This window comes from Chondrinema litorale, from assembly GCF_026250525.1.
Lineage (GTDB): Bacteria > Bacteroidota > Bacteroidia > Cytophagales > Flammeovirgaceae > Chondrinema > Chondrinema litorale.
Genome location: NZ_CP111043.1, coordinates 3769747 through 3796062, shown reverse-complemented (window position 1 = coordinate 3796062; position 26316 = coordinate 3769747). Strand labels below are relative to the sequence as shown.

The following is a 26316-nucleotide window of genomic DNA, read 5'->3' as shown; positions in this document are numbered from 1 at the left end:
TTATTAACAAACTGCTAAAGAAAAAACGTCCGCAAAATAACTCATTAAAAGTGTAATAACTCGCATTTTTTTCTCAATCACCCAAATTTTTAGGTAAGACGCAGCGACTCAATTTGTCACAATTTTTTTAGCTTAAGATATACAAACATGGTTTTGCAAGTGAATGTTTCAAAAACAAGCATTTTGGCTACGCTTTGTTTACGAGGGTTTTCTTTGTTTTGGAGTATAAAATTAGCTCATAGATTAAAATCCAAGGCAGCCAACTTAACCAAGAAATTAGAATGTAGCTATCTAAAGAATCGCTGAGTTTAAAGTGGTTATTGATATAAGAGAAGATTCTTAAAAGCACTGCCGAGTTAGTTAAAATAAAACTCCTCGCCATGTACTGTTGATGCTTAACGATGTTTTGCTTTACTGCAAACCGAAAGGCTTTGTAGGTAAAATAAATCCACAATAAAGACAGAATGCCAAAACTGATGGTGCTTAAAATTCCTCCAATGGCATAAAAAGACATGAGAAAACCCGAAGGGGCAGCAAACAAAATTACCAGTAATACATAGAGCCAGCCTAAGGGTTTATGTAACTTGTTTTGTGGCCATACAAATTGAATTATACCAGTAAGTAACACCACTGGCGAAGCAAACATATGAGCAAATAAGGGAAACTTATAAAAATGAAATACCTCCTGTTTATCTATTAAAAAGCCTCTGGTAAAATCTGGTTCTATGTAATCCAGAGACTTTAATAAGATTAATAGCCCGATGATAAATGCAATAAAAAAATAGCTCCTTTTAACCAGCAGCATAATAAGTTGAAGGTCTTTTCTTAGTAAATTCTTCTTCTTTACCCTGCATGGCTTCTTTTGTTTGGAGAATTACTTTAATGTTCGCCTTGTCAATTTCTGTGAGCTGGTCATCTACATTATCATATCTCGGCTTGTACCACTTTTTATTAGAAAAGTACTTTTGCCATTTTTCAGATTGAAATCTATAACCATATTCAGCAAAAATTTCATTGCGCATAATATCTAAATCTTCTATGCTCAAATAATCAGATTGCCATATATTATATTCTTCATTACTACTTTCACCTTCCTTCATATTTTTCACAAAACAACCTTTAAAATAAGACTCATCTATGTAAATGAATTTAGTAAAGTCGTAGACTCTGTCTGAAGTTAGCATTTCAACCTCACCTCTTGGAGAAATTTTATAGAAAACATACTTTGTAGCAAAGTTATAAGGTGTTTCCATATCGTCGCCAAATTCTGAACTATGAGTGATAACTTCGTAGATGGAATCATTAAGAAAATGGAAATTATCTTCGTTACACAAAGACGGATCAGAATAATGTTTTTCTAATGAGATCGCATTAATCTTTTGTTCTTCTGAATTATACAACACCAATTGCTTTTCAGTTATCTGATACCCCCTACCGGAAATACCTTCTTCATATATGGATATTAAAAATGATTTTAATTTACCTGATAAAGACTTTTCATTTTCTGTTTCAACTTTTGCACCTGTTACACCAAAATCTGCTTCTTTATGATTTGATATTATAATATCAGTATAGTACTCATTCGGCATTAAATTGAAATACTCAATGTAAGATGGATTTATTAGCACACCATTTCCCTCTTCTGGATCGTCTTCAGAATGATTTGCATAACTGTAAAACATCATTCTATCGCTCAGTTTTGTTGCATCATAAGAAATAGACTTCAATAAACCTGATGGATTATAATCATTTACTTTTTTAGCATTCTGTAAAGATTCATTTTCAATTTTAAACCAAACTCCATCTTTATATCCATAAGCGATATTCGAGATAGATTTACTTGCAGGTAAAATATAATCGAATTGGGGTTTAAGCACCTCTTTTGTCTGATAATTAAATAAACCAACCAGACCTTTACTTTTAATTTCGAAGCAGTTTTTAATAGTAAGATTGGGGTTGTAAATTTTTTCGTATTCGGGCTTCAATAAAGTTTGAAGAGCACTATTGACTAGACCATATAAATTCTTACCATCAAATATTTCATGTAGGCCAGTAATCTTTTGATTCGAAATGATGAAAAAATCCTGCCCTCCAATAAAAGTATAGAATGGTGTACTGGCAAACTGCTCGTCTAATTGTTTAACCTTTTGCTTGATTAGAGAATCGTTTGTGTAAACTGCTTCCTTTATATCTACTTTACTTGTAGCTTCTGCATCTATTGCATCAATCTTTTCAGATACATTTTTGGTTTCTAGAATTTCTTCAACTTCTGGGGTTTTACTAACTTCTGATGTATTACTAGAAGAACAAGCACAAAGAATTGATAGAATAATAGATAAAAAAATCAGCCTCATATTGATAAGATTATATGGAAAAAGTATTCCTATAAAAAAAGTAAAATATACAGCTAAATTATAGAAATGGTACTTTTTATAAACAAAAAAACCTCCCATAAAATGGGAGGCTTGCGGTAAAATAAGCTAGATTCTATTTATTAAATCTTATTGACCAGAAAGAAATACTGCATTAGCTAACAGTAATTTACCTGTGTGCCAAAAACCTCTGATAATTGGAGAATCACTGAAATAGATAATCTCTCCTCTTCCATAATTCTCACTACCAATTGCCAAACTATTTTTTACATTTTCTTTTAGCTTGTAACCTACAAAACCAGCAGTATAGCTATCGTCTTTAAATGCACCTGCATTCCATCCTTCTTTTAAGTAAGGATAAGCAGTTGAATTACGCTTCATAAAGTAAGTTGCCTCGCCTGCACCAAAAGCCAATGGATTAGTTTCGTCTAAGTGAACTTTAAATACACTACCTTCTACGCTTTCGCTTAAAGAACTTCTTCTTCTATCACCAAACTTCTTAAGAAAGTCGTCGTCTTTTTTGTCAGAACTTTTCTCTTCTTTACTAATAAACGCATCTCCAATCGCAGTTGATGCATCAGCAGTAAAAGTATTTACCGCGCCTTCAATAGCGATTACTTTACCACCAGCAGAAGCAAAATCGGTAATTTTAGCAGTGTATCTTGAGTATCTTCCGCTTGGCAAAATTAATACATCGTATTTGTCAAGATCAACTCTGTTTAAGTTTGCCGTATTAAGCACTGTAACCGGATAGCCCAATTGCTCTTCGAAGAAGTGCCATAATTCACCAAAAGCGGTTGGCGAAACACCATCACCATTTACAATTGCTACCTCTGGAGTTTGGATAAAACGAACATAAGCAGAACCTAAGTCTTTACCACTGTTTACCAAACCTGTAGACGATTTGTAAATAGTTTGCTCCAACTCGTTGGCAACTTCTGCCATCACTTTATCCAAATCTTTAACATACTCATTATCTTTTCTGGTGATAATGATAGTACCTCTATCGAAATCTTTACCCGCTGCATTAAAAGGCTCTAATGCATATCGAGCTTTAATTCCTTTATTAAATAAATGTGCTAGTAGTTTTGCATCTTGATAGTCTTTCCACTCTAGGTAATAAGAATAAGGCTTATCTGTAGCTATGGTATTCGTTTCGAATGGCATCTCAACCTCGCCAGAAGCAGCAATGTTTTCTTTGTATGCATAAGCTTCTAAACCGTAGATGTATGGCAATGCCCAAGAAGTAAGATCGTAAGTCATAGAATCTGCTAGTTCTGGTTTTGGCTCAAATAAAACCCTCACTAGTTTTCCTTGAGGTTGGTAAGTACTTACCACAATATCACCTTCTTTTGGAGAAACCGAGATATCTTTATTCTGCATATAATCATAAGCTGAACCAGCTCTTACTCTTACACCCGAACCAACTACACCATAAGCGATTTTATGATTGTCTAACAATTGCAAGAAAGCCTTTTTAGCATCTTCACCGTTATTCCCACTTATTACAAAAGACTTGTACTCACCATTTCCATTGCTTTTAGAATCGCTAAAGAATTTCTTAAACTCATCTAGCATCTTCTCTTTTTGCGAATAAGCAGCTTCAATTGTACCAAAACTGGTTGTATAGTGGTGAATTAATCTATCTTTTAAAGTAAGCGTATCGCCAGTATGTGTAACTATACCTAAACCTGCTCTTCCACCACCACTTTGCTCGTAAGTAAAACCGATTGCACCTTGGTAAGTTGGCCAAGTATCGCCATAACTTGGGTAAAATAAGTCGTAAACTTCTTTGGTAAAATATAACCAGTTTTCTTTATCAAATGCTTTTGAGTTGTACTGACCAATAATGTTGTGGAATTCTCTTTGCCAGTTGGTCATTACTTTGTGGAATGGCTCTGCTGATGGACCAAAGAAATACTCAGAGTTAGAACCCATTTCGTGTAAATCTACATGTACATGCGGTAAAAACTGATAGTACATATCTTTACGCTGCTGGCTCTCAATTTGTGTTTGCCAAGCCCAGTCTCTGTTTAAGTCGAATAAGTAGTGGTTAAATCTACCTCCCGGCCAAGGTTCGTTGTGCTCCCAAGCATCTGGTCTTACATTATTCGCTTTACCAACTGTTTGGTTATACCAGTTTACATAACGATCGCGACCGTCTGGGTTTTCACATGGATCAATCACAATTACCATGTCGTTTAACCACTTTTCTGCATCTGGTTTGTCTTTAGTAAGTAATGAATACAATACAGACATGGCGGCTTCTGTACTTACAGATTCGTTACCATGTATATTGTAACTTAACCATACAATAGGAATGTGTTTTCCTACCATTTCGCCCTCTTCGAAACCAGCAGCGATTAGGTTATTTTTCTTTATATTTTCTAAGTTTCTCAAGTTTTCTTCTGATGAAACAGCTACTAAAAGCAAGTCTCTACCCTCGTTGGTAAAGCCATAAGGCATTAATGTAGCATTCGAAGAAGTACTTGAAAGATATTGAACATAGTCAACTACTTTATGATGAGGCGCAAAACCTTCTCCCGGAGCATATCCAAAAAAGTCTGCTGGTGATTGTAGGTTTTGGGCATGAAGCAGTAAGTGCAAGCCTAATGAAACTAGGAATGTTAAGTATATTCTCTTCATTGTTTAGTTTAGATTTAGAAATATTAGCTGGGGTAGTTTCAGTTAATCCATAACATAATCGACAAATCTAGTAAAAATCGTGATAATGCCTTGCTCAATTCGCAGATTGATACTCTTTAAAGATTAAGTAGGAAAATTAAAATCAGGCTATGGATTTTCCTATTCGCAAACTTAAATTCCGCTATAAAAAAATCGAATTACAAATTCACCCAAACATCAATACAAAGTTTAATTAAATTCAACAAAATCGTTTGTGTGCTTCAATCTCTATTGTGTATCTGTTAAATTTCAATAAATAAAACTACAATACACTAAACAAGATACCCCTAATGAAAAACCCAACTATTATTTACATCCTTTTCTTTCTATTTGCTTGTGAACAACAAGTAAAAGAAACTTCTGCTCCTTTGAACATTCCGGGATTAAACCAACCCGTAGAAATCATTCGTGACCAATGGGGAATTAATCACATCTATGCACAAGACCAACACGATTTGTTTTTCGCACAAGGTTATGCTGCTGCTAAAGACAGATTATTTCAATTTGAAATATGGAGAAGGCAAGCTACTGGAACTGTAGCAGAATTGCTGGGCGAAAAAGAACTTAAAAGAGACATTGGCACAAGGCTCTTTAAATTTCGAGGAGATATGCAAGAAGAGATGAATTATTACCATAAAGATGGCTCCGAAATTATAACTGCTTATACAGAAGGTGTAAATGCTTACATAGATGAGATAATGCAAACACCGGAGAAACTTCCATTAGAATTTAAAATATTAGGCACTACTCCACAGAAATGGACACCAGAAGTAGTAATATCTCGCCATCAGGGTTTGTTAGGGAATATCACTCGCGAATTAAGTATGGGTAGAGCGGTTGCCAAACTGGGCGAAGAAAAGGTAAAAGAATTGGTTTGGTTTCATCCGAAAGACCCGAAGATTTCGCTTGACCCAAAAATCAATGGAGAACTTCTTTTTGATGATATACTAGAGCTATACAATGCTTACAGAAAACCTGTCAAATTTGAGAAAGAAGATATTCTATCAGAATATCAAACAACAAGTACAGCCTTTTTGGAAAAAGAAAAACACAAAGCAGAAGCACTGGCTGACCCTACCTCTCCTGTTCCGGTAGACCATGAGTGGATTGGAAGTAATAACTGGATAGTTAGCGGCAAACTCACTGAAAGCGGCAATACGATAATGGCAAACGATCCACATAGAACCATTGCCATTCCTTCATTAAGATACATGGTACATTTGGTAGCTCCGGGCTGGAATGTAATTGGTGGTGGAGAGCCAGAAATTCCCGGTATTTCCATTGGGCATAATGAATATGGTGCTTGGGGACTTACTGTGTTTAGTACAGATGGAGAAGACTTATTAGTCTACGATCTCAATCCTCAAAACCTGAAACAATATAAGTATAAAGGAGAATGGAAAGATATGGAAACCATTACAGAAAGTATTCCTGTAAAAGATGCCGAGAATTATACTGCTGAATTTAATTATACACATCATGGGCCTGTATGTTATATAGATAGTACAAACCTGAAAGCCTATGCAGTAAGGTGTGCTTGGATGGAACCCGGTGGCGCTCCTTATCTAGCTTCTCTTAGAATGGATCAGGCTAAAAACTGGGAAGAGTTTAGAGCTGCTTGTAATTACAGCCACATTCCCGGAGAAAATATGATCTGGGCAGATAAGAAAGGAGATATTGGTTGGCAGGCTGTAGGTATCGCTCCCCTACGAAGAAATTATAGCGGTTTAGTTCCAGTTCCCGGAGATGGAAGTTACGAGTGGGATGGTTATTTACCCATTGTTGAAAAGCCTCATATTTTTAATCCAGAGAAAGGATTTTTTGGCACTGCCAACCAAAATGTAACTCCAGATACCTACACCGAATGGGATGCTATCGGTTTTAACTGGTCTGACCCTTACCGAGGAGATCGGGTGAATGAGTTTCTGAGCACTGGTAAAAAACTCGATATGCAAGACATGAGAGCATTGCAAACAGATTACTTGTCTATTCCTGCAAGAACCATTGTTCCTTATCTAAAAGATTTAGAGTTAGATGGAAAAGCTGATTCAGCAAGAGCTAAACTATTAGATTGGGATTACAGACTTGAACCAAACTCCATTGCTGCTGGCATTTACATCGCTTGGGAAAACCAACTAAAAGAAGATGCAAAAGAAAAGCTAGTTCCAGAAGAAGGGAAAAAATACATCTACATCCAAATGAAAAAAGTGATTGATTGGATTGAGCAACCAGAGTTGATGTTTACGAACCCACTAGCTAGAGATGCTTTTATCAAAGAAGCTTTGGAAACTGGTATAAGTAATCTAGAAGAAAAACTTGGAGACAATATGGAAAACTGGCAATACGGTCAGGCAAAATACAAACACAGTTCTTTAAACCATGCATTGAGTGATGCTGTAAATGAGCAGACTAAAGAAAAACTTAATGTTGGTCCAATGCCAAGAGGTGGCAATTCTTACACAACAAATGCTTCTGGTGGAAACGACAGACAATCTCATGGTGCTACTTTTAGAATTATTGTAAATACAGGAGATTGGGATGCCGCTGTTGGTACCAATCCTCCGGGGCAATCTGGAAACCCAGAAAGTCAGTTTTACAACAATTTGTTCGAAAGTTGGGCAAAAGACGAATACTTCCCAGTGTATTACAGCAAAGAAAAAATCGACAGTGTAGCAGCAGAAAAGACGATTCTTAACCCAGTTAAGTGATAAATCCTTTTCAGGTTCGCACTTGTAGGGATTAACTTTATCTTTGCCAGATATAAAAAATTGAAACTTACCAGCTCCTATGCAACATCAGCTTAAAAAATTATTAAAGCAGTATTTTGGATACGATCAATTCAGACCTACTCAGGAAGATGTAATTAACAGAACACTTTCGGGTAAAGATAGTCTGGTGATAATGCCCACAGGAGGTGGTAAGTCTCTATGTTACCAATTGCCAGCCTTGGCAAAAGAAGGTACTGCACTTGTTATTTCTCCGCTTATTGCTTTAATGGAAGACCAAGTGCAAGCATTACTGGCTAATGGTGTATCGGCTGCGGCATTAAACAGTAATACTACAGCCAATGAGATTAGAGCCATTGAGCATGAATTGTCAAACCAAACACTAAAACTTTTATACGTATCTCCTGAAAGAGCTTTACAGTCTAACTTTATCAGTTTTATCAATCAACAGAAAATAAGCTTGGTTGCCATTGATGAAGCCCACTGTGTGTCTATTTGGGGAAATGATTTTAGACCGGAATACATGCATTTACCAGCTTTAATGAAGTATTTCGACGACACTCCTTTTATTGCACTCACTGCCACAGCAGATAAGGCTACACAAAGGGAGATAATGGAAAAGCTGAAACTACGAGATGCCGAATTATTCCTAAGTAGCTTCGAGCGTAAAAACCTCACTACAACAGTTCTTCCTGCCAACAAGCGTATTGATTATATTACAGACTATGTAAAATCTAGAAAAGACGAATGTGGTATTATCTACTGTCTCAGTAGAAAATCAACCGAAAAGGTTGCTCAGGCATTGATCAAAGAAGGGATTGACGCTGCTTATTACCATGCAGATATTTCTGCTTCTGAAAGACAGCAAATTCAAAAATCTTTTCAGCAAGATGATATAAAAGTGATTTGTGCCACCATTGCATTTGGAATGGGTATAGATAAATCCAATATTAGGTATGTAATCCACCATAATTTGCCTAAAAACCTCGAAAGCTACTATCAAGAAATTGGTCGTGCTGGAAGAGATGGCTTGCCTTCTGAATGTATCCTGTTCTTTAGTTATGGTGATGGACAAATTTTACAAAAGTTTATAGAAGAGTCTCAAGCTGAAGAAGTTTTTAAAAATGTGCAAAGAGCCAAGCTTTCTAGAATGTTAGAATTTGGCTCTGCCACCAGTTGCCGAACTAATTTTATCTTAAGCTATTTTGGTGAGCATAGAACCGAAAATTGTGGCCACTGCGATAATTGTCTTCATCCTCCACGTAGTTTCGATGGTACCGTTATCGCTCAAAAAGCACTCTCAGCAGTAGTGAGAATGAAACAGCAAGTAGGTACAAACATGCTTGTAGATGTGCTACGAGGTTCTAACAGAAAAGATATTCAAGAGTTAGGCTACAATCAAATAAAAACTTTTGGTGCTGGTAGCGATATTAGCCGAGATACTTGGCTCAGCTTTATTTCACAATTGATCAATCAGGGATTTTTAGAACTGGATTTTACAGATGGCAACAAGTTAAAAGTAACCGAAATTGGCAAAATGGTGCTCTTTAACGGACATAAGGTAAAACTAAGCCAAGTTCAGTTGTTTACTGGGAAATCGGCTCCTAAGAAGAGCAAGAAAATGATGTTTGAAGAAGGTCTGATTGGTAGTTTGAGAAAGTTAAGAAAAGAGATTGCCGATGCAGAAGGTGTACCTGCCTATGTGGTTTTCAACGATCAAACATTGCAAGAAATGGCAGCCGAAAAACCACTATATTTATCTCAAATGGCACAAATAAGCGGTATTGGTAAGCATAAGCTTAATAAATACGGCGAAATTTTCATCAAAAAAATACAGGAAGAAACACTTGGAGGAAGCACACCTAAAAACATTAAAGGCAAAACTTATCTGGAAACTTTAAAACTCATTCAAGCAGGTAAATCTGTAAGTGAGATTTCTATTTTAAGAAAATTAAACGAAATAACCATTTACAGCCACATTGCCTATCTTTTTGAAAAAGAAGAAATTTCTAACATTGAAATTTACATAGAAAAAGGCAAATGCATAGAAATCGGAAAAGCTTGGGAAGACTTAAACAAAACAGATAATTTAAAAGTCCTATTCGACCATTTTAAAAGGAAATATGAGTATTACCAACTTAGATTAGGTGTTTCTTGGTGGAAAAAAGAAATGGGAGAATAAGAATTGTATTATTTTTTGATGATGAAAATAATACAATTCAAATAAATCAAATTCTTCCCAATTAAATTCTTCAAGCTCAAAAAAACAACCAATCATATGATAATCAATTGATTACACCTATCATCAATAGACATATTTTCATTTAAGCACTTTCTTTAAATTTACTTTCACCAAAGTAAAATCAAACTTTTATATTCGATACTATCACTTTTTTGTATAAGAAAATTTTATACTTTTTTTATATCTTGCCAGAACTAAATACTTCTCTTTTTGGTGATATTGTAAGAGAATGATTAAATTAAATGTTATAAGATTATACTTATCTCTGAAACTGATAAGACAATTGTCAGATCAGGCTTTTTGACACTTAAAAACTAACAATATGAAAAGAATTCTTTACTCCCTTTTTATATTATTATCTTACTCTACTTTTTCTAGTTGTTATGGTCAAGTAACAGCACAAGAATATGTAGAATTTGAAATCGATGATAAACTCGGCGAGGATTATCGTCTAATTCCCGCAGGCGAGGAAGGAGTACTTGCTGTTTTGGCAAGCACCAAACCTCAAAAGAATGCGAAGCGCGAACTAATAGCAACATTTATGAATACTAACCTGCACACAATATGGAGCAAAAAGTATCTTGTAGATAACAATGTTGAAATTATTGATCATCAGTACACTAAAGGAAATATTTATTTTCTTCTTGAAGAGTCTACCAATAAATATCAGGTAATAGATATAACTCTAGAAACAGGTGAAGCCACTTACATTAAATATGAAGAAGTAAAAAACTTTTACATTACAGATTTTAGTGTAATCGATTCTATTATCTTTTTTGGTGGTACTATAAAAAGTCACCCGGCAATTATCAGATATAATTACCAGAACCAAAGTTCGATTGTAGCTCCTTCTATCAATCAGTTAAAAGCTGATTTGGTAGGAATGTTTGTGGATGAAAAAAATGGTGTTTTTAGTGCCGTACTTAGAAGCCAGCAGATGTCAGACGAACACTCTATCTACATTGCTACTTACGACCTAGAAGGCAAAATGCTAAACAACTTTACCCTAGAGCGTAATCGAGACTATAATTTTCTCACCTTTAGGCCACATGTAATTAGTGAAAATGAGATGGTAGTAATAGGCACCTATGGCCTAAAGTATGACGACAGAACACAAGGAGTTTATGCCTTAAAAACCAAAAATGGAGTGCTAGAAAACCTGAGGTTTTACGACTTTGGTTACTTTAAAAACTTCTTCAACTTCTTACCAGAAAAGAAAAAAGATCGACTAGAAAGAAACATTGCAAAGAAAAGAGAAAGTGGCAAAAAGAAACGTTTGCGTTACAACCCTTTTGTGCACGATCTAAAAGTGACTGATCGCCAGATTATTTTTGCAGCAGATATCTACGATCCAATAAGAGAGGCTCCAAATTCACCAATTGCATATAGTGGCTATGGTATTTGGAGAGATCCACTTTATAGGAGTTTTAGTGCTGATTTTAAAGGTTTTGATGGTGAATATATTCCTGCTGCCATCACCAGAGAGCCAATTCCTAAAAACAGACCAATCTCTTATGGCTTTACATTATTGAATACCGTAACCTGCGGGTTTGATTTTAATGGCGCACTTATGTGGGATAATAGTTTTTCTTATGATGAAGAAGACATAGAATCTGATTATCCGCTAGAACTCACAAATGTATATGCAGATACAGACTCAGTTGTTTTTGTAAGTGCCTTCGAAGAGGGCATTCGCTACAAAGTATCCGATTTAAGAGGTTTTTCTGATAGTGTTACTGTTGACACCTTGCAACTCTATCAACCTTTTGAGAAAAGCATAAACTATGAAAATGGTGGAATTTTAGATTGGTACGACAGCAACTTTTTGGTGAGTGGCTTAAGAAAGATTAAAAACAAGGAAAATAATGAGCAAAGCAGAGATGTGTTCTTTATGTACAAACTCCACTACCCTATAAATGAAAGGCGCGAAGAAAGAGGCAGATAAAATGATTTAAAATAAATCTTCTAAAAAGAAGGAAGCCATTCCAAAATTGGAATGGCTTTAATTTTTTTATCTTACTTAATGGCAGGATAGACTAAAAAATAGTAAGCAAAGAAGAGTTATTAAAATACGTATAATGAATTAATTACTATTACTTAAAACCTTTTCAAGGTCTTCGATCAATTTCTTAGAAACTAAACGTGGCTTTTCTTTTTTATATGTTTTTAACGCATCCAAAGCCTGCGTACCGATTTCGTATAGTCCTGCTGGGTTTTTATCGTAGCTGTAACTACCTATACACCAAGCTAACTTTTCTTTAACATCGTTGTACTCATCAAGATTGATTTTGTCCAACTTTTCATATGCCTCTTGGCATATTTTTTCTAACTTCCCGTTTACTGCAAGATCACTCATGCTTAAAACTTTTTTGATTAAAATTACCTGTTTAAAAAATAGATTTTGAATTATCCATGCAAACTAAATAAATGATATTTTAGAAAAAAATTTACTTTATCAAAAAATCACTCTACAAGTTGAATTTTTACATTTTTCTTAAAATAATATCATAAAAAATACAATTATTACAATCATATTTTCAAGGTCTTTACAAAATTCACACTATAGTTAGTATTAATTCACCTCAAAAAGGGTTAAAAATAATGATTAAGGTAGAAGTTACACTTACTCTATTAAGTGTATATTGGAAGTATAAGTTGTTTTTATAACTTTATGGATTAATTTAGGGCATTAATTAAATAAAGTAATAGAATTTAAACCATCTATCTAAAGACAAAACATTACTCATGAGCGCTAAAATTATTGCATTTGCCACTCAGAAAGGTGGGTCAGGTAAGAGTACTTTATTAATGTTAACTGCTGCCGCCATCCACAACAGAACAGATAAAAAAGTTTTAGTAATTGATTGTGATCCTCAAAAATCTGTAAAAGACATCTACAAACACGAAAACTCTAACCGCTCTTACGATGTTATATCCTACAATTGGAGTCAACCGAAGCCAGAGACTAATTTTCAGAAAACATTAGCCATTGCAGAAAAAAAATATGACCTAATTTTTCTGGATGCACCTGGAAAAGTTGAAGGGAAAGAAGTATATTTTAGTATATTAATATCTGATATCGTAGTTGTACCTGTTGTTGCCAGCGCGCTTGATATTAAAGCAACTATAAATTTCCTTAAAACTATACCTATTGTAAAAGAAGTTAAAGCTAAGCAAGGGTTTGACTTAAAAGTATACGGAGTTGTAAATAAAAGAGACAATACAGTAGAGCACCAAAGACTTATAGAACTTAATGGCATTGGTGGTTTAGAACTTTTTTCATCATCTTTATCTAATTTAGTTAGATACAAACGTGGCATTTCTACAGTGTTCGACATTACTGAACCAGAAAACACAGAAGATGAATTTAATCATTACTTCAAAGAATTTCTTCAAAAATGTGATATATGAACATGGACAAGCAAAAAAGTAAAACCGACTTGATCTTCGACGCACTAAAAAACGAAACTAGTGAACTTGACCTAAGAGCATCTAAAGAAAAAAAAGTAAAATTTAGTAACCTTGATATAGATTCAATCAAACCAAAGGGAAATACTATAGAATATGCTTCTGTAAAATTAAAAACTGATTTATACGAAAGAGTTAAAGAAGCGGCTCTGCAAAATGGGGTAAAACAGCCAGGTAAATTTATTTCTTTGATATTAGAAGCATACCTAAAGCAAATAGAATAAAGCCTTTGAAAAAAGGCTCCCCTATTTTAATTATATTAATATTTCAAGTTAATAATATTAACATTTGTTTAATTATTGAATATTTAACAAAATATTTACACTCTCCATATAATTTTTTTATTTTATCCACCTTTTTGTTGCAAACATCATTATTCAAAACTAGTTTTGTTAAACAATAACTAATCACCTACCTTATTTTAATATTATCATAACATAAAATTGCCTTTTAAAGGTAGTTTAGCTGGTATACAAACATATTTCAGAATAAAATATTGAAAAATTCAATTTACCTGATGTTTATCATGTTTGCCAATTCATTTGTTTCCTAATTTTGTAAAATATTGTTCATCCTCTATAATACTTTACTTATGACTTACTACAAATCATCTAAAAGAAGCCTGACTCCTATTTCTGATGCCGCTATCTATTTCAGTAACCATGAAAGATATAGCCAGGTATTTGAGAAAGAAAAACAGGTTTCTAAGGGCAAAACATCAGACCAGCTTGAAAGAGTAAGAGAAATGCTTTCTAAATAAATCATTGAATACTTACAAAAAATCAATGGAAGAAGCCTTTTACCAAAGTAAAAGGCTTTTTTATGCTAAAGAAATCCGATTGCCTGCTGCTACAGCGTGATAAATTGCATCTACAACTTTCATATCTTTCAAACCTTCTTCACCTGTTACTCGCAATGGTTTTCCATCCTTAATGCAAACCGCTACTTCATCCATTTGCGTTGCTTGTTGATTTACTTGCGGTAAATTGAGTGTTTTTTCGGAAGTGCTACCATTAATATTATTATAAGAAGAAAATGGATCGAGTTTTATATATCCTTTCTCAGTTCTCACATCCAGATAATTCATATTCATTCCAAAACTTGTATGGAGATTTGCCAATGCGCCAGAAGGAAACTCTAATTGAAATGTTAAAGTCTCTTCTACCTCAGTAAATAGATCTTTTCTAATTCTAAATTCTTGTGCTGTAACAGCAATGGGTTCTTCACCTGTAACATATCTGGCAGCTTGTAAAGAATATACTCCCATATCCATCATCGCACCACCCCCCATGGCTTTTTTCAATTTCCAGTGGTCTTTTCTGGTTTCTCTGTAACCAGCACCAGCACAAACCATTTGAACTGCACCCAATACTTGCTCTTGCCCAATACGCATAACTTCTTGTGTATTGGGCTCAAAATGCATCCGATAGCCAATAGAAAGAGCTACATTATTTTCTTTACAAGCTTTAATCATGCTTTCACACTCTTGCACATTTAACGCCATGGGTTTTTCACAAATTACATGCTTACCGGCTTTGGCAGCTCTTATTGTATATTCTGCATGCATCGAATTAGGCAAAACCACATATATAATATCGATATCAGGATTGTTAGCAATCTCATCAAAATTGTTGTAGTTGTATACATTCTTTTCAGCTATGCCATATTTTTCTTTCCAAATAGTTTCTTTTTCTGGTGTACCTGTTACTATTCCTGCCAGATAAGCATGTTTAGTTTCTTGCAAGGCGGGAGCCAGTAGATCGGTACTATAATAACCCAAACCAACTAGCACGATACCAAGCTTGTCTTTATTTTGTTGTGGTGTTGCACATGATGAAAGCATTGGATAAGAAATAATAGATGCTACACTACCCAAACTTATATTCTTAATAAATTTTCTTCTGGAGTTTTGATCAGTATTCATTGTTTCAGTCATATTTATTTAGAGTAAGGAGTACATGAATATATGAAAAAATATGATGCTATCTATCCTTGGTAATCACCCCGGTTATTTCACTATACTCTTTTAAAAAGCTGACAATAAAAATCCTTCAAATCTACATTTTCAGGAATTCCAGAAACTTGCCCACCTCCAAGTTCTATTATAAGCCATTTCCCATCAGTAGTTTTAGCAATATCAACAGTGAAAAAGTTACTTTGGATATCACTTAGAATTTCAAGTTTCGAAAATGCTGGCATTAAATCATCATAGGTAATACCATTCCAATATGGAGAGTAAGCAATGCATGAACCTGCCATAAAAAATGCTCTAAATTCTTTAGATAATGGCATTCCACTTTTTGCATGTTTAGCTAATGGTTCTAAACTTAAAAATGCTCTGTAAACTATACCTCTATTTAAATAGCTACCTCTCAATTCTAAAAATTTATCAGTAACTTTTTTAATAATTTCAATATTGCTAGCATCTGGAATATAGCAGGCTTCTTCCCAATAATGCTTTTCTGATTTCACAAAGTCTTTAACAATAATAGGCTGATTACCAAATGGCTCAAGTGATTTTGAAATATGTTTATAATCTAGCTTATTATCTGCTAAATCAATAAAAATAGATTTAGCTGTATGTGCTTCAATTATTGGATATGCATCTGGTAAATAATGAGTATGCTCATAAGCCTGTGGTGAATTAATAAGCGCAATATTTTTATCTAACAGTTTTACATACAGACTTTTATATTGCTCTCCAGTAAGGATCCAACCTCTATAAATTGCCTTAGTTTTTACTTCCCTTCTTACAATTTTATTAATTGAACCCACAGAATCATTAGCAATTAACTCTTCGTGACTAATTAATAAGGGTTTAAAACCAACTTGTATCGCAGCACTATACTCACTTTCAAAATCAACATCTACTTTATTAGGATTCAGTAAATCGTTGCAGAATACAATTAACTTTTCGCTCATCTTACTATTTTTTTGCTAACTCTTCGGTAATCTCTTTTTTGAGAGAAGTAATTTTTTTCATTAAGTTTTGATACATAGTCAATTGCGCAGAGTTAATCCCTTTCCTAACTATAATCGCATTTAAATAGTCGTTTTGATTTTCTGAGAGTGCTTCAAACTTTGGTAAAGCAATTTTCGCTTTGTCTACATCTTTAAACATAAATGAAAAATTGGCATTTAAAACAGCCATTTTACTTAATTGAACTTGTTTGTTTAAACATGGATACACATAACTTACGATCGTGTTATCTGCTGAAAGATCATTCTCTTTAGCCGCATTCACATTTCCGTAATAGCGAAATAAATCATTTTTGAGGTTCTTATTTTTAATAGTTTCAAAAGCACCTGTACTTTTAAGCTCTTCGAAAACAGAATTGTTGGAGGCAAAAACTGTATGCATCAATAAATTAGTGTGGCAATTGGCAATCTCTTCTGCAGCAACTTTCGAGGCAGGTTTTTCTAAGTTTTGCTTTAATAAAACTGTAGACGAACGATCCACTTCATTAATAAAACCGATAGCACTAGAAAGTTTAACACTATCGTCTGCCAGATTCGACAATAGATTTTGAAGATAATATTTCTCTTGTTTCCCTTTCTTTAAATCTTCTGCCACACCATCAAAAAATAGAGAGATGGTTATACCTGCAACTACAACTATAAATTCATATACGTATTTGTGAAATCCTTTTTGCATCGGCACTAGCTTATTCAAATTAATTGACGATCTGTTTAAAAATGCTTTATTTTGAAAAATAAAATAAAAACGACTCATTTCAAGTGCCTGATCTTAAATACTTTGTGATTTACAAACCTTTTGGTGTACTCAGCCAGTTTTCTGAAGCGGATGGACATCCTGGACTAGCCAGTTTATATAATTTCCCAAGAGATGTTTACCCTGTTGGTCGGCTAGATAGAGACAGCGAAGGTATGCTCATTATTACTAATGATAAAAAGCTGAATCATAAGTTATTAAACCCTGAATTTGCTCATAACCGAACATATATGGTTCAAGTTGAAGGTGATGCAAATTTTGAAACAATTAAGCAACTCGAAAATAGACTTGAAATTAAGGTCAATAAGAAAACCTATCTCACAAAGCCCGCAAAAGCAAAACTGATAGAAACGCCGTCTTACATTCCTGAAAGAAATCCACCAGTAAGATTTAGAAAAAGCATTCCAACCTCTTGGATCGAACTTACTTTAATTGAAGGAAAAAACAGACAGGTTAGAAAAATGACCGCTAAAACAGGCTTCCCTACCCTTAGGTTAATTCGCAAATCAATTGAAAATCTAGAACTATTAGAGTTTGAACCGGGCTCAGTTCAGGAACTTGACAGAGCAATAATTTATAAAAAGCTTAACCTAAAATAAACCTAATATTATTAAACAAGCTTTACTTCATACTCAATTTATATTATCTTTATCAAGAATACTTTTTTAATTATTACCCCACAAACATCAGCAATTTTTGAAATCGCACTCCAGACTAACTAACTGAATTTGATAAAATCAAATAGAAAAGTAAGGGCAAAACTTATATGTGATTATTTACTATCGCTGCAATACTAAATCTAAATAGGTTTCACATAGAGTTTTTTGAGACGGCATTTACATAAACTTCTATTTAATTTAGAAGATAGATAATATGAAACTACATGTATTAATACAAATCAAATGTATTGAAATCCGCTTGATTTTAATCCTGCTATCGCTGCTTGTATTAAAAGTTTCTTCTACATCTGCCCAAATAAATCAAGACATTAACCCTTGGACGTTAAGTAACACTTCTTCTGCAAATTTGAGGTTAAAAGTTGCTAATCAAATCAATGCCAAAGGTAAGAACTTTACACTTAATCAAACTTTATTTAATTCCATTCTAAGTAAAGTTCCAAAAGAAAAATCAACCACCAATAAATCTCAAAACAAGGTAAAACTATCTTTCCCATTACCAAATGGAGAGTTTGTTAGTTATAATGTAACCGAAATAGATATTTTACCTGAATCACTCAAAAAGAAATATCCTGAAATAAAAACTTATAAAGGATATGATTCTACAGGAAAGCCAATTTGGTTTAATAAAAGTAAATCGGGAATTTCGGCAGCGATATATTCAACAGAAGGAATTGTCTATTTAGATTTAGCAGGAAGCTCTCAAAACAAAACTTATCATTCATATTATAAAAAAGATTATCAGTCTTCTGAAGTTCTTTTAGAAGAGAAAACGATTGAAAACACATCAATTTCGCACAATAGTGCCGCGGCCAGATTTTCTGCTGACGCTGTTTCTAATAGCACTTTCAGGTCATTTAGAATTGCTATTTCTGCTACAGGAGAATACACTCAATATCATGGAGGCACAGTAGAAGCAGCACTGAGTGAAATAGTAAATATAATTACCAGAATAAATGCGGTATATGAACGAGAATTAGGAGTTAGGTTAATACTCGCCGAGAATAACGATAAACTTATTTTCACAAATCCTGAAACAGATCCATTTTCTAATCAAAGCCCTACATCTTTAATAGATGAAAATATTGAGATTACAAATAATTTAATTGGCAGTAACAATTACGATATAGGCCATGTGCTTTGTACAGGTGCAGGCGGCATAGCTTATAAAAAAAGTGTATGTACTTCTAAAAAAGCAGGAGGTGTTTCGGGCTCTTCAAATCCGACTGATAATCCATTCTATATTGATTATGTTGCGCATGAAATTGGCCATCAGTTTGGTGCGAGTCATACACAAAACAATGCCTGTAACCGAAATGCATCTACTGCTTATGAACCAGGTAGCGGCTCAACTATAATGGGTTACGCAGGTATTTGCGCACCAAACTTACAAAACAATAGTGATGATTATTTCCATGCAGGAAGTATAGAAGAGATATTAGATTATATTGAAAACTATACAAGTTGTGCAGAAATTATCAGCAATACCAATCATGCTCCTGAAATAACATTAATGCCTGATGCTGATCTAGTAATCCCAGCGAACACTCCATTTTCATTAACTGCTGAAGCATCAGATATTGATGGCGATTCACTATACTATTGTTGGGAACAAATTGACATTGGACCGTCTGGTGATCTTAATAATCCTACTGAAAATGCTCCATTGTTTAGATCGTACCCATACACATTGAGTTCTGAAAGGTTTTTTCCTACCTTAAACTCACAATTAAAAGAAGATGAGGTAATTGGAGAGTTACTTCCTGACTATACACGTGACTTAAATTTCAGATTAAGTGTAAGAGATTTAAAAGGAGGCTTTACTTATAAAGACATACACTATCAGGTAAATAAAAGTGCAGGTCCATTCAAGATTAATGATGAAAAAATTGAAGCTAACTATTTAGCTGGAGATAAATTAATGATACAATGGGATGTTGCACAAACTGATCAAGCTCCTGTGAATTGTAGTAAAGTAACCATACTACTCTCTCTGGACGGAGGTATCACTTTTAATGAAATATTACTAGAAAACACACCAAATGACGGTAAAGAAGAAATTACACTCCCTATTGTGGCCTCAAATATGGCAAGAGTTAAAGTAAAATCTGTTGGTAACTATTTCTACGATATTTCAGGAAATGATTTTAATATCGAAATTCCATCCTTATTAATAAATGCATCAACAAAAAAGTTAAGCATTTGTAGTGATGCTGTTGCTAGTTTAGATGTAGAGATTCAAGCTTTGATAGATTTAGAGTCCGCAGCTACAATTAGTTTTAACAATTTGCCTGATGGTATTAATATTTCACCCAAAACAGCTAACATTGAAACTGGTACAAATGTGAATTTTGAAATAGATAACACATTAAGTCAGATAGATTCATCATTTATTATCGAACTTAATGTGAACTACAAAGACGAAGTTTACACTGAAACAATTGAAGTTAATACGGCATTAGATTTACCAGATATACCAATTTTAGTTTCTCCTATAAATGGCTTAAAACAAAAAACAACTAACACCCCAATATTTACTTGGAATGAAACAAGTGCTAGTACAACTAATCATTTAATTGTAGCTAATGATCCATCATTTAAAAACATCATTTTTGAGCAGAATGAAATTGAGACTCATACTTTCCAAGTACCTATTGAATTTGATAATGATCAAACATATTACTGGAAATTAACAGCAAGCAACCCTTGTGAAAATAGCATACAATCAGAAACAGGAGTATTTGTAACAGAAAGCAGCAAATGTTTAGAAGTTGTTGCTAGCGATATTCCAAAAATTATAGATAGTGAGAAAGAGTCTGAAATAATCTCTGAGATCGAGATCACTGAAATTGGCATTATACAAGATGTGAAAGTCACGAGAGTTAGAGGTAAACATTCTTATATCAAAGATCTTGAATTTTACCTAGTAAGCCCATCTGGTACACAAGTCACCTTAATGAAACAGATTTGTGATAGCGAAGATAACTTTGATCTTGCATTTGCAGATCAATCAACTACATCAATAATAGATTGCCCTCCTACCAACCAAAAGTCTTATAAACCATTAGAAAGTCTGAGTGCATTTAAAAATGAATTAAGCAATGGGAAATGGCAGTTAAAAGTAAAAGATATAGCAGCAATTGATGGAGGTAGTTTAGAGGAATGGTCATTAGAAATCTGTATTACTCCTATTACTTTCAATTTACTTGCAGAAGCAATTAGTAGTAACGAAGTAAATCTAACATGGCAGGTAAATCTAGAAGATGCTGCTTCTGTAACAATTGAAGCAGAACAAGAAAATGGAGTTTTTTCTTTAATCCAAACACTTGATGCTAGCTCTTTAAATTTTATTGATAACAATGTTACAGGTAATTATACTTACTCTTACAGATTAAAAATTGAATTGAATAATGGGAATATTGCTTATTCTCCTACAGTTACAGTAGCAACTCCAGATGCGCCACCAGCAAAACCCGAGAATCTAATATTTAGTAATGTTCTTTCAGAAAATTTAACTCTTACATGGGAAGATAAGGCCAATAATGAAAATACTTATCATGTGTATAGATCACACACTCAAGATGAAGATTTTACTAAAATCACAGAGTTAGCTGCAAACAGCAAAAAGTACACAGACCAAAATCTTGAAGCTAATAGCACCTATTATTATTATGTTGCTTCTATAGGTAATGGAGGAACAACCTTTTCGGATACTTTAGAGGTTACCACATTACCTTATCCACCAGCCGCACCACAAAATTTAAAGATCAATCAGGTATCTAAATATGAAATTAGCTTAAAATGGAATGATCTTGCTAATAATGAAGATGGCTACATTATAGATAGAAAGATTATTCCTAATGGAAATCAGGTCAGATTATTTGAAGGTGCTGCTAACCTAATTGATTTTACAGACACTTTGGATATTAAAGCTGATACTAAATATGAATATACAATTAAAACATTCAATACTGGTGGTTATTCTGAAGCATTATCTGCCCAAGTTACAACTTTACCAAATCCACCTACTCCTCCTCAAAACTTTGTAGCAAGTGATATTAGCTATAATTATATTAAGCTAAGTTGGGATGCAGTAAAAAAAGCAAACGGATATGCTTTGTTTAAAGCAAACTCATCAAACACAGAATTTCAATTTTTAGATAGTTTGGAAAGTAATATAAAAGACTATTTTGATGAAAATATACTTGCAGACAATTACTATAAATACAAACTAGTAGCCTATAATAATGCAGGAAATTCCGAAGCATTCCTTGAAACAAAGTCTAAAGAAATACCTCCAATAACTCCACCAGCAAATGTAACTTTAGCTTATACAGCTCAAAAATCAGTTTTAATACAATGGACATCTGATAACCCAGAATACCAATGTGTTTTGCAGAAATCTAAGGGGGCTAATAATTTTATATCAATAGATACTTTACAAGCCAATACTTTCGAATATCTTGATGAGGATGTATATGAAGGTGATAGTTTATTCTACAGGCTATTTTATATATCAGAAAATCTGACTTCTGATTATTCTAAAACATTGTTCTTATATATAGCTAAACCGAAACTTAAGGCACCAGAAAACTTAAGTGTCTCTTCTGAGCCAGGTCAATTCGTGAAGATAAATTGGGAACATCCAGATGTTAAAAACCTAGCTTTTATAATCGAAAGAAAAGCAACTTTTAATACAACTTTTGGAAAAGTAGGGATTACTAATTATAGCAATAGTTATTATATAGATTCTACCATTACTACAGGAATAGCTTATTATTACAGAGTTGCAGCATTTAATAAATCTGATACTTCTCAGTTTTCTGATGAACTCTTTGTTTCCTCAACAGTCACAGCTTTGAATGAGGCAATTTTTGATAATATTTCAGTATTCCCTAACCCAATTGAAAGTCAATTAAATATCTATAATGAGATAAATTCTAATAGGCAATTAGATTATAGCATTACAAGTTTGAGTGGGTTATTAATAAAAAAAAATACTTGGACACCATCAAAAGATGGAAACCAAGTAAGTATAGAATTCTCTAATTATCCTTCAGGTATTTATATCATTCAACTAGTATATAAAGACCAAGTAAAAACATTTAAAGTCTTAAAAAAGTAATTAGTTCAATTCTATAAAAGGAAAATCGGAGGCTCGCTGTAACCAATTTAATTCATCCCACTCATATTCGCTGTCTATCAAGTGCATTACATAAGCATGCCTTGAATGCCCGGAGCGATTTTCATAACTCATATGAACACACTTTCCATGAAGTATAATCATATCTCCTTTTTTTACTTCGAGAGGTACCATCGCTTCCATATCCCAATCTTCTTGAACTTCATTTAATGGAATAAAAGTGGTTTTATTTGCTTGAGAGTAAGCATCACTTGCATCTCGAACAAACCTTTTGGTTAAAGGATAATTGTCGTGTGAACCTGGAATAGCCTGTAAACAACCATTAGTGATCGTCGCATCTTCCATTGCTATCCAAATTCCAGTGCAACTCACTGGATCTGTAAATAAAAAAGTTGCATCCATATGAGGACTAACTACCCCTCCTATACTTGGCTGCTTAAAAATGTACTGGCTTTGTGCGATTACAGGCTTCTTAAAACCCAAATCACTGGTTAGCGCTTTTAGTTTTTCTGTATATGAAACAGATTTGAATTCAGGATGTAAATCGTGGATTGCATGCCCGATTTTATTGATTGCTTTACTCTTCTCAACAGTGAGCTCCTGATTTTCATTAAAAGCATCCTCCTCAAAAAAACAACTAATTTTATCTCCACTTTCTAAAAAATAAGCATCGCTTTTTTCGACTTGGGTTTTGGTAGAAAAAACAGATACTCGACTCATGTCAAAATCATCAACTATCTTCTCTGCTGCTTTTCTGAGTAAATCAACTTTACCAGCATCAATAAAATTTTCTATGACAAGAAAACCATTTTTTTGATATTCTTCTAATTGAGAAGAATTAAGAAAGCTCAAATCAGTCATTTTTAGTTGTGGTTATCTAAAATTAAGCTTACAAAGCTATCAGAAATTATGACTGATTTATATTAGAAGAGTTATTATTTAAGAATAACTCCACTTATATCCACATTTTTAAAATATGTATATAAAATATCGTAATCGGTAATTCTTACAATTTTTTCTATTGATTTGTTTACAGGAGAATACCAAACTTCAAAAACGTAGTGATCTAACCTAAATAGATTTAACTTATAACCTTGATAATTTTTACTAGCAATGAATTCTCCGTTGGCAAAAAGGATATTGCCTTGTTCGTACTTACTAGCTCGGTTGAATTTTTGTAAAAAGTCCATATTGCAAAAAATGAGTTTGCAAATAAAACTACCTTTAGATGACAATTGGTAATCTGTGGAAGTTTCAAGTGTGTGTTAGTATGTAATAATTTCCTTCAATTATGCATATAAGTAAAATATAATTCCGCTTTTTCGTAAAACCTTTTTCTATTGATAAAAGGTTTCCAAAATTATATTTAGCCATATAGCTTTTTTACCGAATTTTGCATCAAAAAATCAATAGCACCCTTACCAATTACATCGATTAAGCATTTCTAATACTTATGAAAGAATTTAGGAAAAGTGAAGGATTTATTCACGTTGAAAAACCTCTTGCCATTTATTATTCAGTTTTAAATGTAGTTTGCCATCCTGAATTTCTAAAGGAGAATCTATATTGTTATGGTAAAGTTGGCCTGTTCCTAAACCTTGGGGAATTAGATCATTATATATGGCAGTATATTGTGCAATGGCGTTAAGTCCCACATTAGCTTCGAGTGCTGAGGTTATCCACCAGCCAATTTTTTTAGATTCAGCTAATTTTATCCACTCATCAGACATTTTAAAGCCACCAATTAATGATGGTTTTAAAATAATATATTGAGGATTAATCGCCTCTAGCATTTTAATTTTAGCAGATTTATCTGTTATTCCGATTAGCTCTTCATCCAAGGCTATTGCAATAGGTGATTTTTCACAAACCATAGCCATTTCATTCCATTGGCCTTGCTTAATAGGTTGCTCAATTGAATGAATTGAAAACTGAGATAATTTCTCTAGTTTATCAAGAGCATTATCAGGCTTAAATGCACCATTGGCATCTAATCGAATTGTAATATCTGACTCTGTAAATTGTTGCCTCAGTATTTTAAGTAAAAAACATTCATCTTCAAAATCAATTCCTCCTATCTTAATCTTGATACAGTTAAAACCCTTTTCTAACTTTTCGGTCATCTGCTTCAACATAAAATCCTTATCACCCATCCATACCAATCCGTTTATTGGAATGCCTTCTTGCCCTGTAGCAAATGAAGAGTCAAACAATAATTTATTACCCCCTTTTATTAAATCGTGATAAGCGATTTCAACACCAAACAAAATACTTGGATACAATTTGATATCTGGCAACTCATAAAAACTTTCTAATTTTCCTAGATTCAGCAATTCATCTGCATAGAAAATCAATTTTTCTTCATATGATTCATCATACTCCAAACTAAGTCCAGGTAAGGGACTGCATTCACCTATGCCAAAAATTCCAGTTTTTAAATCCGTTATTTTTAAAAAGTACGTTACCTTCTTATTAATAGCTCCTCTTGAAGTTTTGGCTGGAAAGTTAAATTTCAGGATATGTTTTCTTATTTCAACAGTAAAACTGCTTCCGTTTTTTTTGTAAAAACTCATTTAAATTAGATGGTTTTCAATGTAAGTTAACAGTATATTTTAAAGACAATATCTAAAAGCTATTGATGAATTACACGTTTACATGGAAGCAAAAATAAAGATATAACTAACTCTCAAAACAAAACAGTCTAAATAAAAAAGATATCATGAAAAAACATCTTGTTACATTACTGTTTTTTTTAGCAACAGGTATTTCATTCGCAGCTTTCGGACAATGTAACTCAGACTTATATAGTGAAAAAAGTATGAAGAATATAGCTCCCGGCTTTTTGTATGAAAAAAGTTACAGAGTTGATGGAAAAGGAGGCCGAACAGCTAAAGTTGAATATACGTGCATACTCAGTAAGGACACTAACTATTCATTCACCATGAATTCTAAAGATGGTGGTTCTAATGGTATGGTTTTCAGTCTATTTGATCAACAAAGAAATAAAGTCGCTTCTAATTTTATCAATAATAAGTTCTTTACAGGAATCCAGTACAAGTGTAATGCTACTGGTATTTACTTTCTGAATTTTACATTCCAAGATTCTCAAAGCCACTGTGGTGCCGCAGTGTTAGCATTTCGAAGATAGCAAACCAATAAACTACTCTCAATAAACAGAGCCGGCAAACGCCGGCTTTTTTTATGGAAGATAATTTCCATTCAAAAAAAACTTATTGTCTTGATGTGCCATAGTTACTACTTTAAATACTT

General features: G+C 33.5%; 19 protein-coding genes. 9 read left to right on the top strand and 10 right to left on the bottom strand.

The annotated features are described in order from the left end of the window. Positions 1 to 187: 187 nt before the first annotated feature. From OQ292_RS15680 to OQ292_RS15670, 3 genes are all read right to left on the bottom strand, one after another. Positions 188 to 805 (bottom strand): DUF2306 domain-containing protein, encoded by a 618-nt coding sequence (locus tag OQ292_RS15680; protein WP_284683085.1) that lies wholly within the window; start codon positions 803 to 805, stop codon positions 188 to 190. Continuing rightward, positions 792 to 2354 (bottom strand): YARHG domain-containing protein, encoded by a 1563-nt coding sequence (locus OQ292_RS15675; protein ID WP_284683084.1) that lies wholly within the window; start codon positions 2352 to 2354, stop codon positions 792 to 794. Before OQ292_RS15675 ends, OQ292_RS15680 begins: the two co-directional genes overlap by 14 nt. 147 nt (positions 2355 to 2501) lie before the next feature. Further along, positions 2502 to 5018 carry a M14 family metallopeptidase gene (locus OQ292_RS15670; RefSeq protein WP_284683083.1) on the bottom strand — a complete coding sequence of 839 codons (2517 nt, stop codon included), beginning with the start codon at positions 5016 to 5018 and terminating at the stop codon, positions 2502 to 2504. A gap of 329 nt (positions 5019 to 5347) precedes the next feature. On the opposite strand from OQ292_RS15670, the gene OQ292_RS15665 reads away from it, so the two are divergent. The 3 genes from OQ292_RS15665 to OQ292_RS15655 all read left to right on the top strand — a co-directional run bounded on the left by OQ292_RS15665 (position 5348) and on the right by OQ292_RS15655 (position 11970). Beyond that, positions 5348 to 7765, top strand: a complete 2418-nt coding sequence (locus OQ292_RS15665) for a penicillin acylase family protein (protein ID WP_284683082.1) — start codon at positions 5348 to 5350, stop codon at positions 7763 to 7765. A gap of 79 nt (positions 7766 to 7844) precedes the next feature. Next, entirely contained in the window at positions 7845 to 9965 is a 2121-nt protein-coding gene (recQ, locus tag OQ292_RS15660) for a DNA helicase RecQ (protein WP_284683081.1), read from the top strand. Positions 9966 to 10347: 382 nt separating this feature from the next. Then, the gene (locus OQ292_RS15655; protein ID WP_284683080.1) at positions 10348 to 11970 is read left to right on the top strand and encodes a hypothetical protein; all 1623 of its coding nucleotides are present in this window, start codon (positions 10348 to 10350) and stop codon (positions 11968 to 11970) included. A 138-nt stretch (positions 11971 to 12108) separates the two neighbouring features. On the opposite strand, the gene OQ292_RS15650 is transcribed toward OQ292_RS15655, so the two are convergent. Beyond that, positions 12109 to 12381, bottom strand: a complete 273-nt coding sequence (locus OQ292_RS15650; RefSeq protein ID WP_284683079.1) for a hypothetical protein — start codon at positions 12379 to 12381, stop codon at positions 12109 to 12111. A gap of 389 nt (positions 12382 to 12770) precedes the next feature. Between OQ292_RS15650 and OQ292_RS15645 the strand changes: the two genes are divergently transcribed. The 3 genes from OQ292_RS15645 to OQ292_RS15635 all read left to right on the top strand — a co-directional run bounded on the left by OQ292_RS15645 (position 12771) and on the right by OQ292_RS15635 (position 14253). Continuing rightward, a complete protein-coding gene (locus tag OQ292_RS15645; RefSeq protein ID WP_284683078.1) occupies positions 12771 to 13436 on the top strand; it encodes a ParA family protein in 666 nt (221 codons plus the stop codon). A 2-nt stretch (positions 13437 to 13438) separates the two neighbouring features. Continuing rightward, positions 13439 to 13717: a hypothetical protein gene (locus OQ292_RS15640; RefSeq protein ID WP_284683077.1), complete on the top strand. Its 279-nt coding sequence runs from the start codon at positions 13439 to 13441 to the stop codon at positions 13715 to 13717. Positions 13718 to 14085: 368 nt separating this feature from the next. Beyond that, complete coding sequence (locus OQ292_RS15635; protein ID WP_284683076.1) at positions 14086 to 14253, top strand: hypothetical protein; 168 nt, start codon at positions 14086 to 14088, stop codon at positions 14251 to 14253. Between the two features lie 60 nt (positions 14254 to 14313). Here the strand turns inward: OQ292_RS15635 and OQ292_RS15630 are convergent, their stop codons facing one another. From OQ292_RS15630 to OQ292_RS15620, 3 genes are all read right to left on the bottom strand, one after another. Next, positions 14314 to 15417 carry a Gfo/Idh/MocA family protein gene (locus tag OQ292_RS15630; protein WP_284683075.1) on the bottom strand — a complete coding sequence of 368 codons (1104 nt, stop codon included), beginning with the start codon at positions 15415 to 15417 and terminating at the stop codon, positions 14314 to 14316. Positions 15418 to 15509: 92 nt separating this feature from the next. Beyond that, the gene (locus tag OQ292_RS15625; protein ID WP_284683074.1) at positions 15510 to 16415 is read right to left on the bottom strand and encodes an ATP-grasp domain-containing protein; all 906 of its coding nucleotides are present in this window, start codon (positions 16413 to 16415) and stop codon (positions 15510 to 15512) included. 4 nt (positions 16416 to 16419) lie between these two features. Then, positions 16420 to 17148, bottom strand: a complete 729-nt coding sequence (locus tag OQ292_RS15620; protein WP_284683073.1) for a hypothetical protein — start codon at positions 17146 to 17148, stop codon at positions 16420 to 16422. A gap of 83 nt (positions 17149 to 17231) precedes the next feature. Between OQ292_RS15620 and OQ292_RS15615 the strand changes: the two genes are divergently transcribed. Both OQ292_RS15615 and OQ292_RS15610 read left to right on the top strand, forming a co-directional pair. Beyond that, positions 17232 to 17825 (top strand): pseudouridine synthase, encoded by a 594-nt coding sequence (locus OQ292_RS15615; RefSeq protein ID WP_284683072.1) that lies wholly within the window; start codon positions 17232 to 17234, stop codon positions 17823 to 17825. Positions 17826 to 18099: 274 nt separating this feature from the next. After that, entirely contained in the window at positions 18100 to 23028 is a 4929-nt protein-coding gene (locus OQ292_RS15610) for a reprolysin-like metallopeptidase (protein ID WP_284683071.1), read from the top strand. Here the strand turns inward: OQ292_RS15610 and OQ292_RS15605 are convergent, their stop codons facing one another. The 3 genes from OQ292_RS15605 to OQ292_RS15595 form a co-directional block, all read right to left on the bottom strand. Beyond that, positions 23029 to 23907: a phytanoyl-CoA dioxygenase family protein gene (locus OQ292_RS15605; protein ID WP_284683070.1), complete on the bottom strand. Its 879-nt coding sequence runs from the start codon at positions 23905 to 23907 to the stop codon at positions 23029 to 23031. Between the two features lie 74 nt (positions 23908 to 23981). Then, entirely contained in the window at positions 23982 to 24236 is a 255-nt protein-coding gene (locus OQ292_RS15600) for a hypothetical protein (protein WP_284683069.1), read from the bottom strand. Positions 24237 to 24527: 291 nt separating this feature from the next. Continuing rightward, on the bottom strand, positions 24528 to 25619 hold the full coding sequence (locus OQ292_RS15595) for an o-succinylbenzoate synthase (RefSeq protein WP_284683068.1): 1092 nt from the start codon (positions 25617 to 25619) through the stop codon (positions 24528 to 24530). A 146-nt stretch (positions 25620 to 25765) separates the two neighbouring features. Here OQ292_RS15595 and OQ292_RS15590 point away from each other — a divergent pair, with 146 nt between their 5' ends. After that, positions 25766 to 26194, top strand: a complete 429-nt coding sequence (locus tag OQ292_RS15590; RefSeq protein ID WP_284683067.1) for a hypothetical protein — start codon at positions 25766 to 25768, stop codon at positions 26192 to 26194. Positions 26195 to 26316 lie beyond the last annotated feature (122 nt).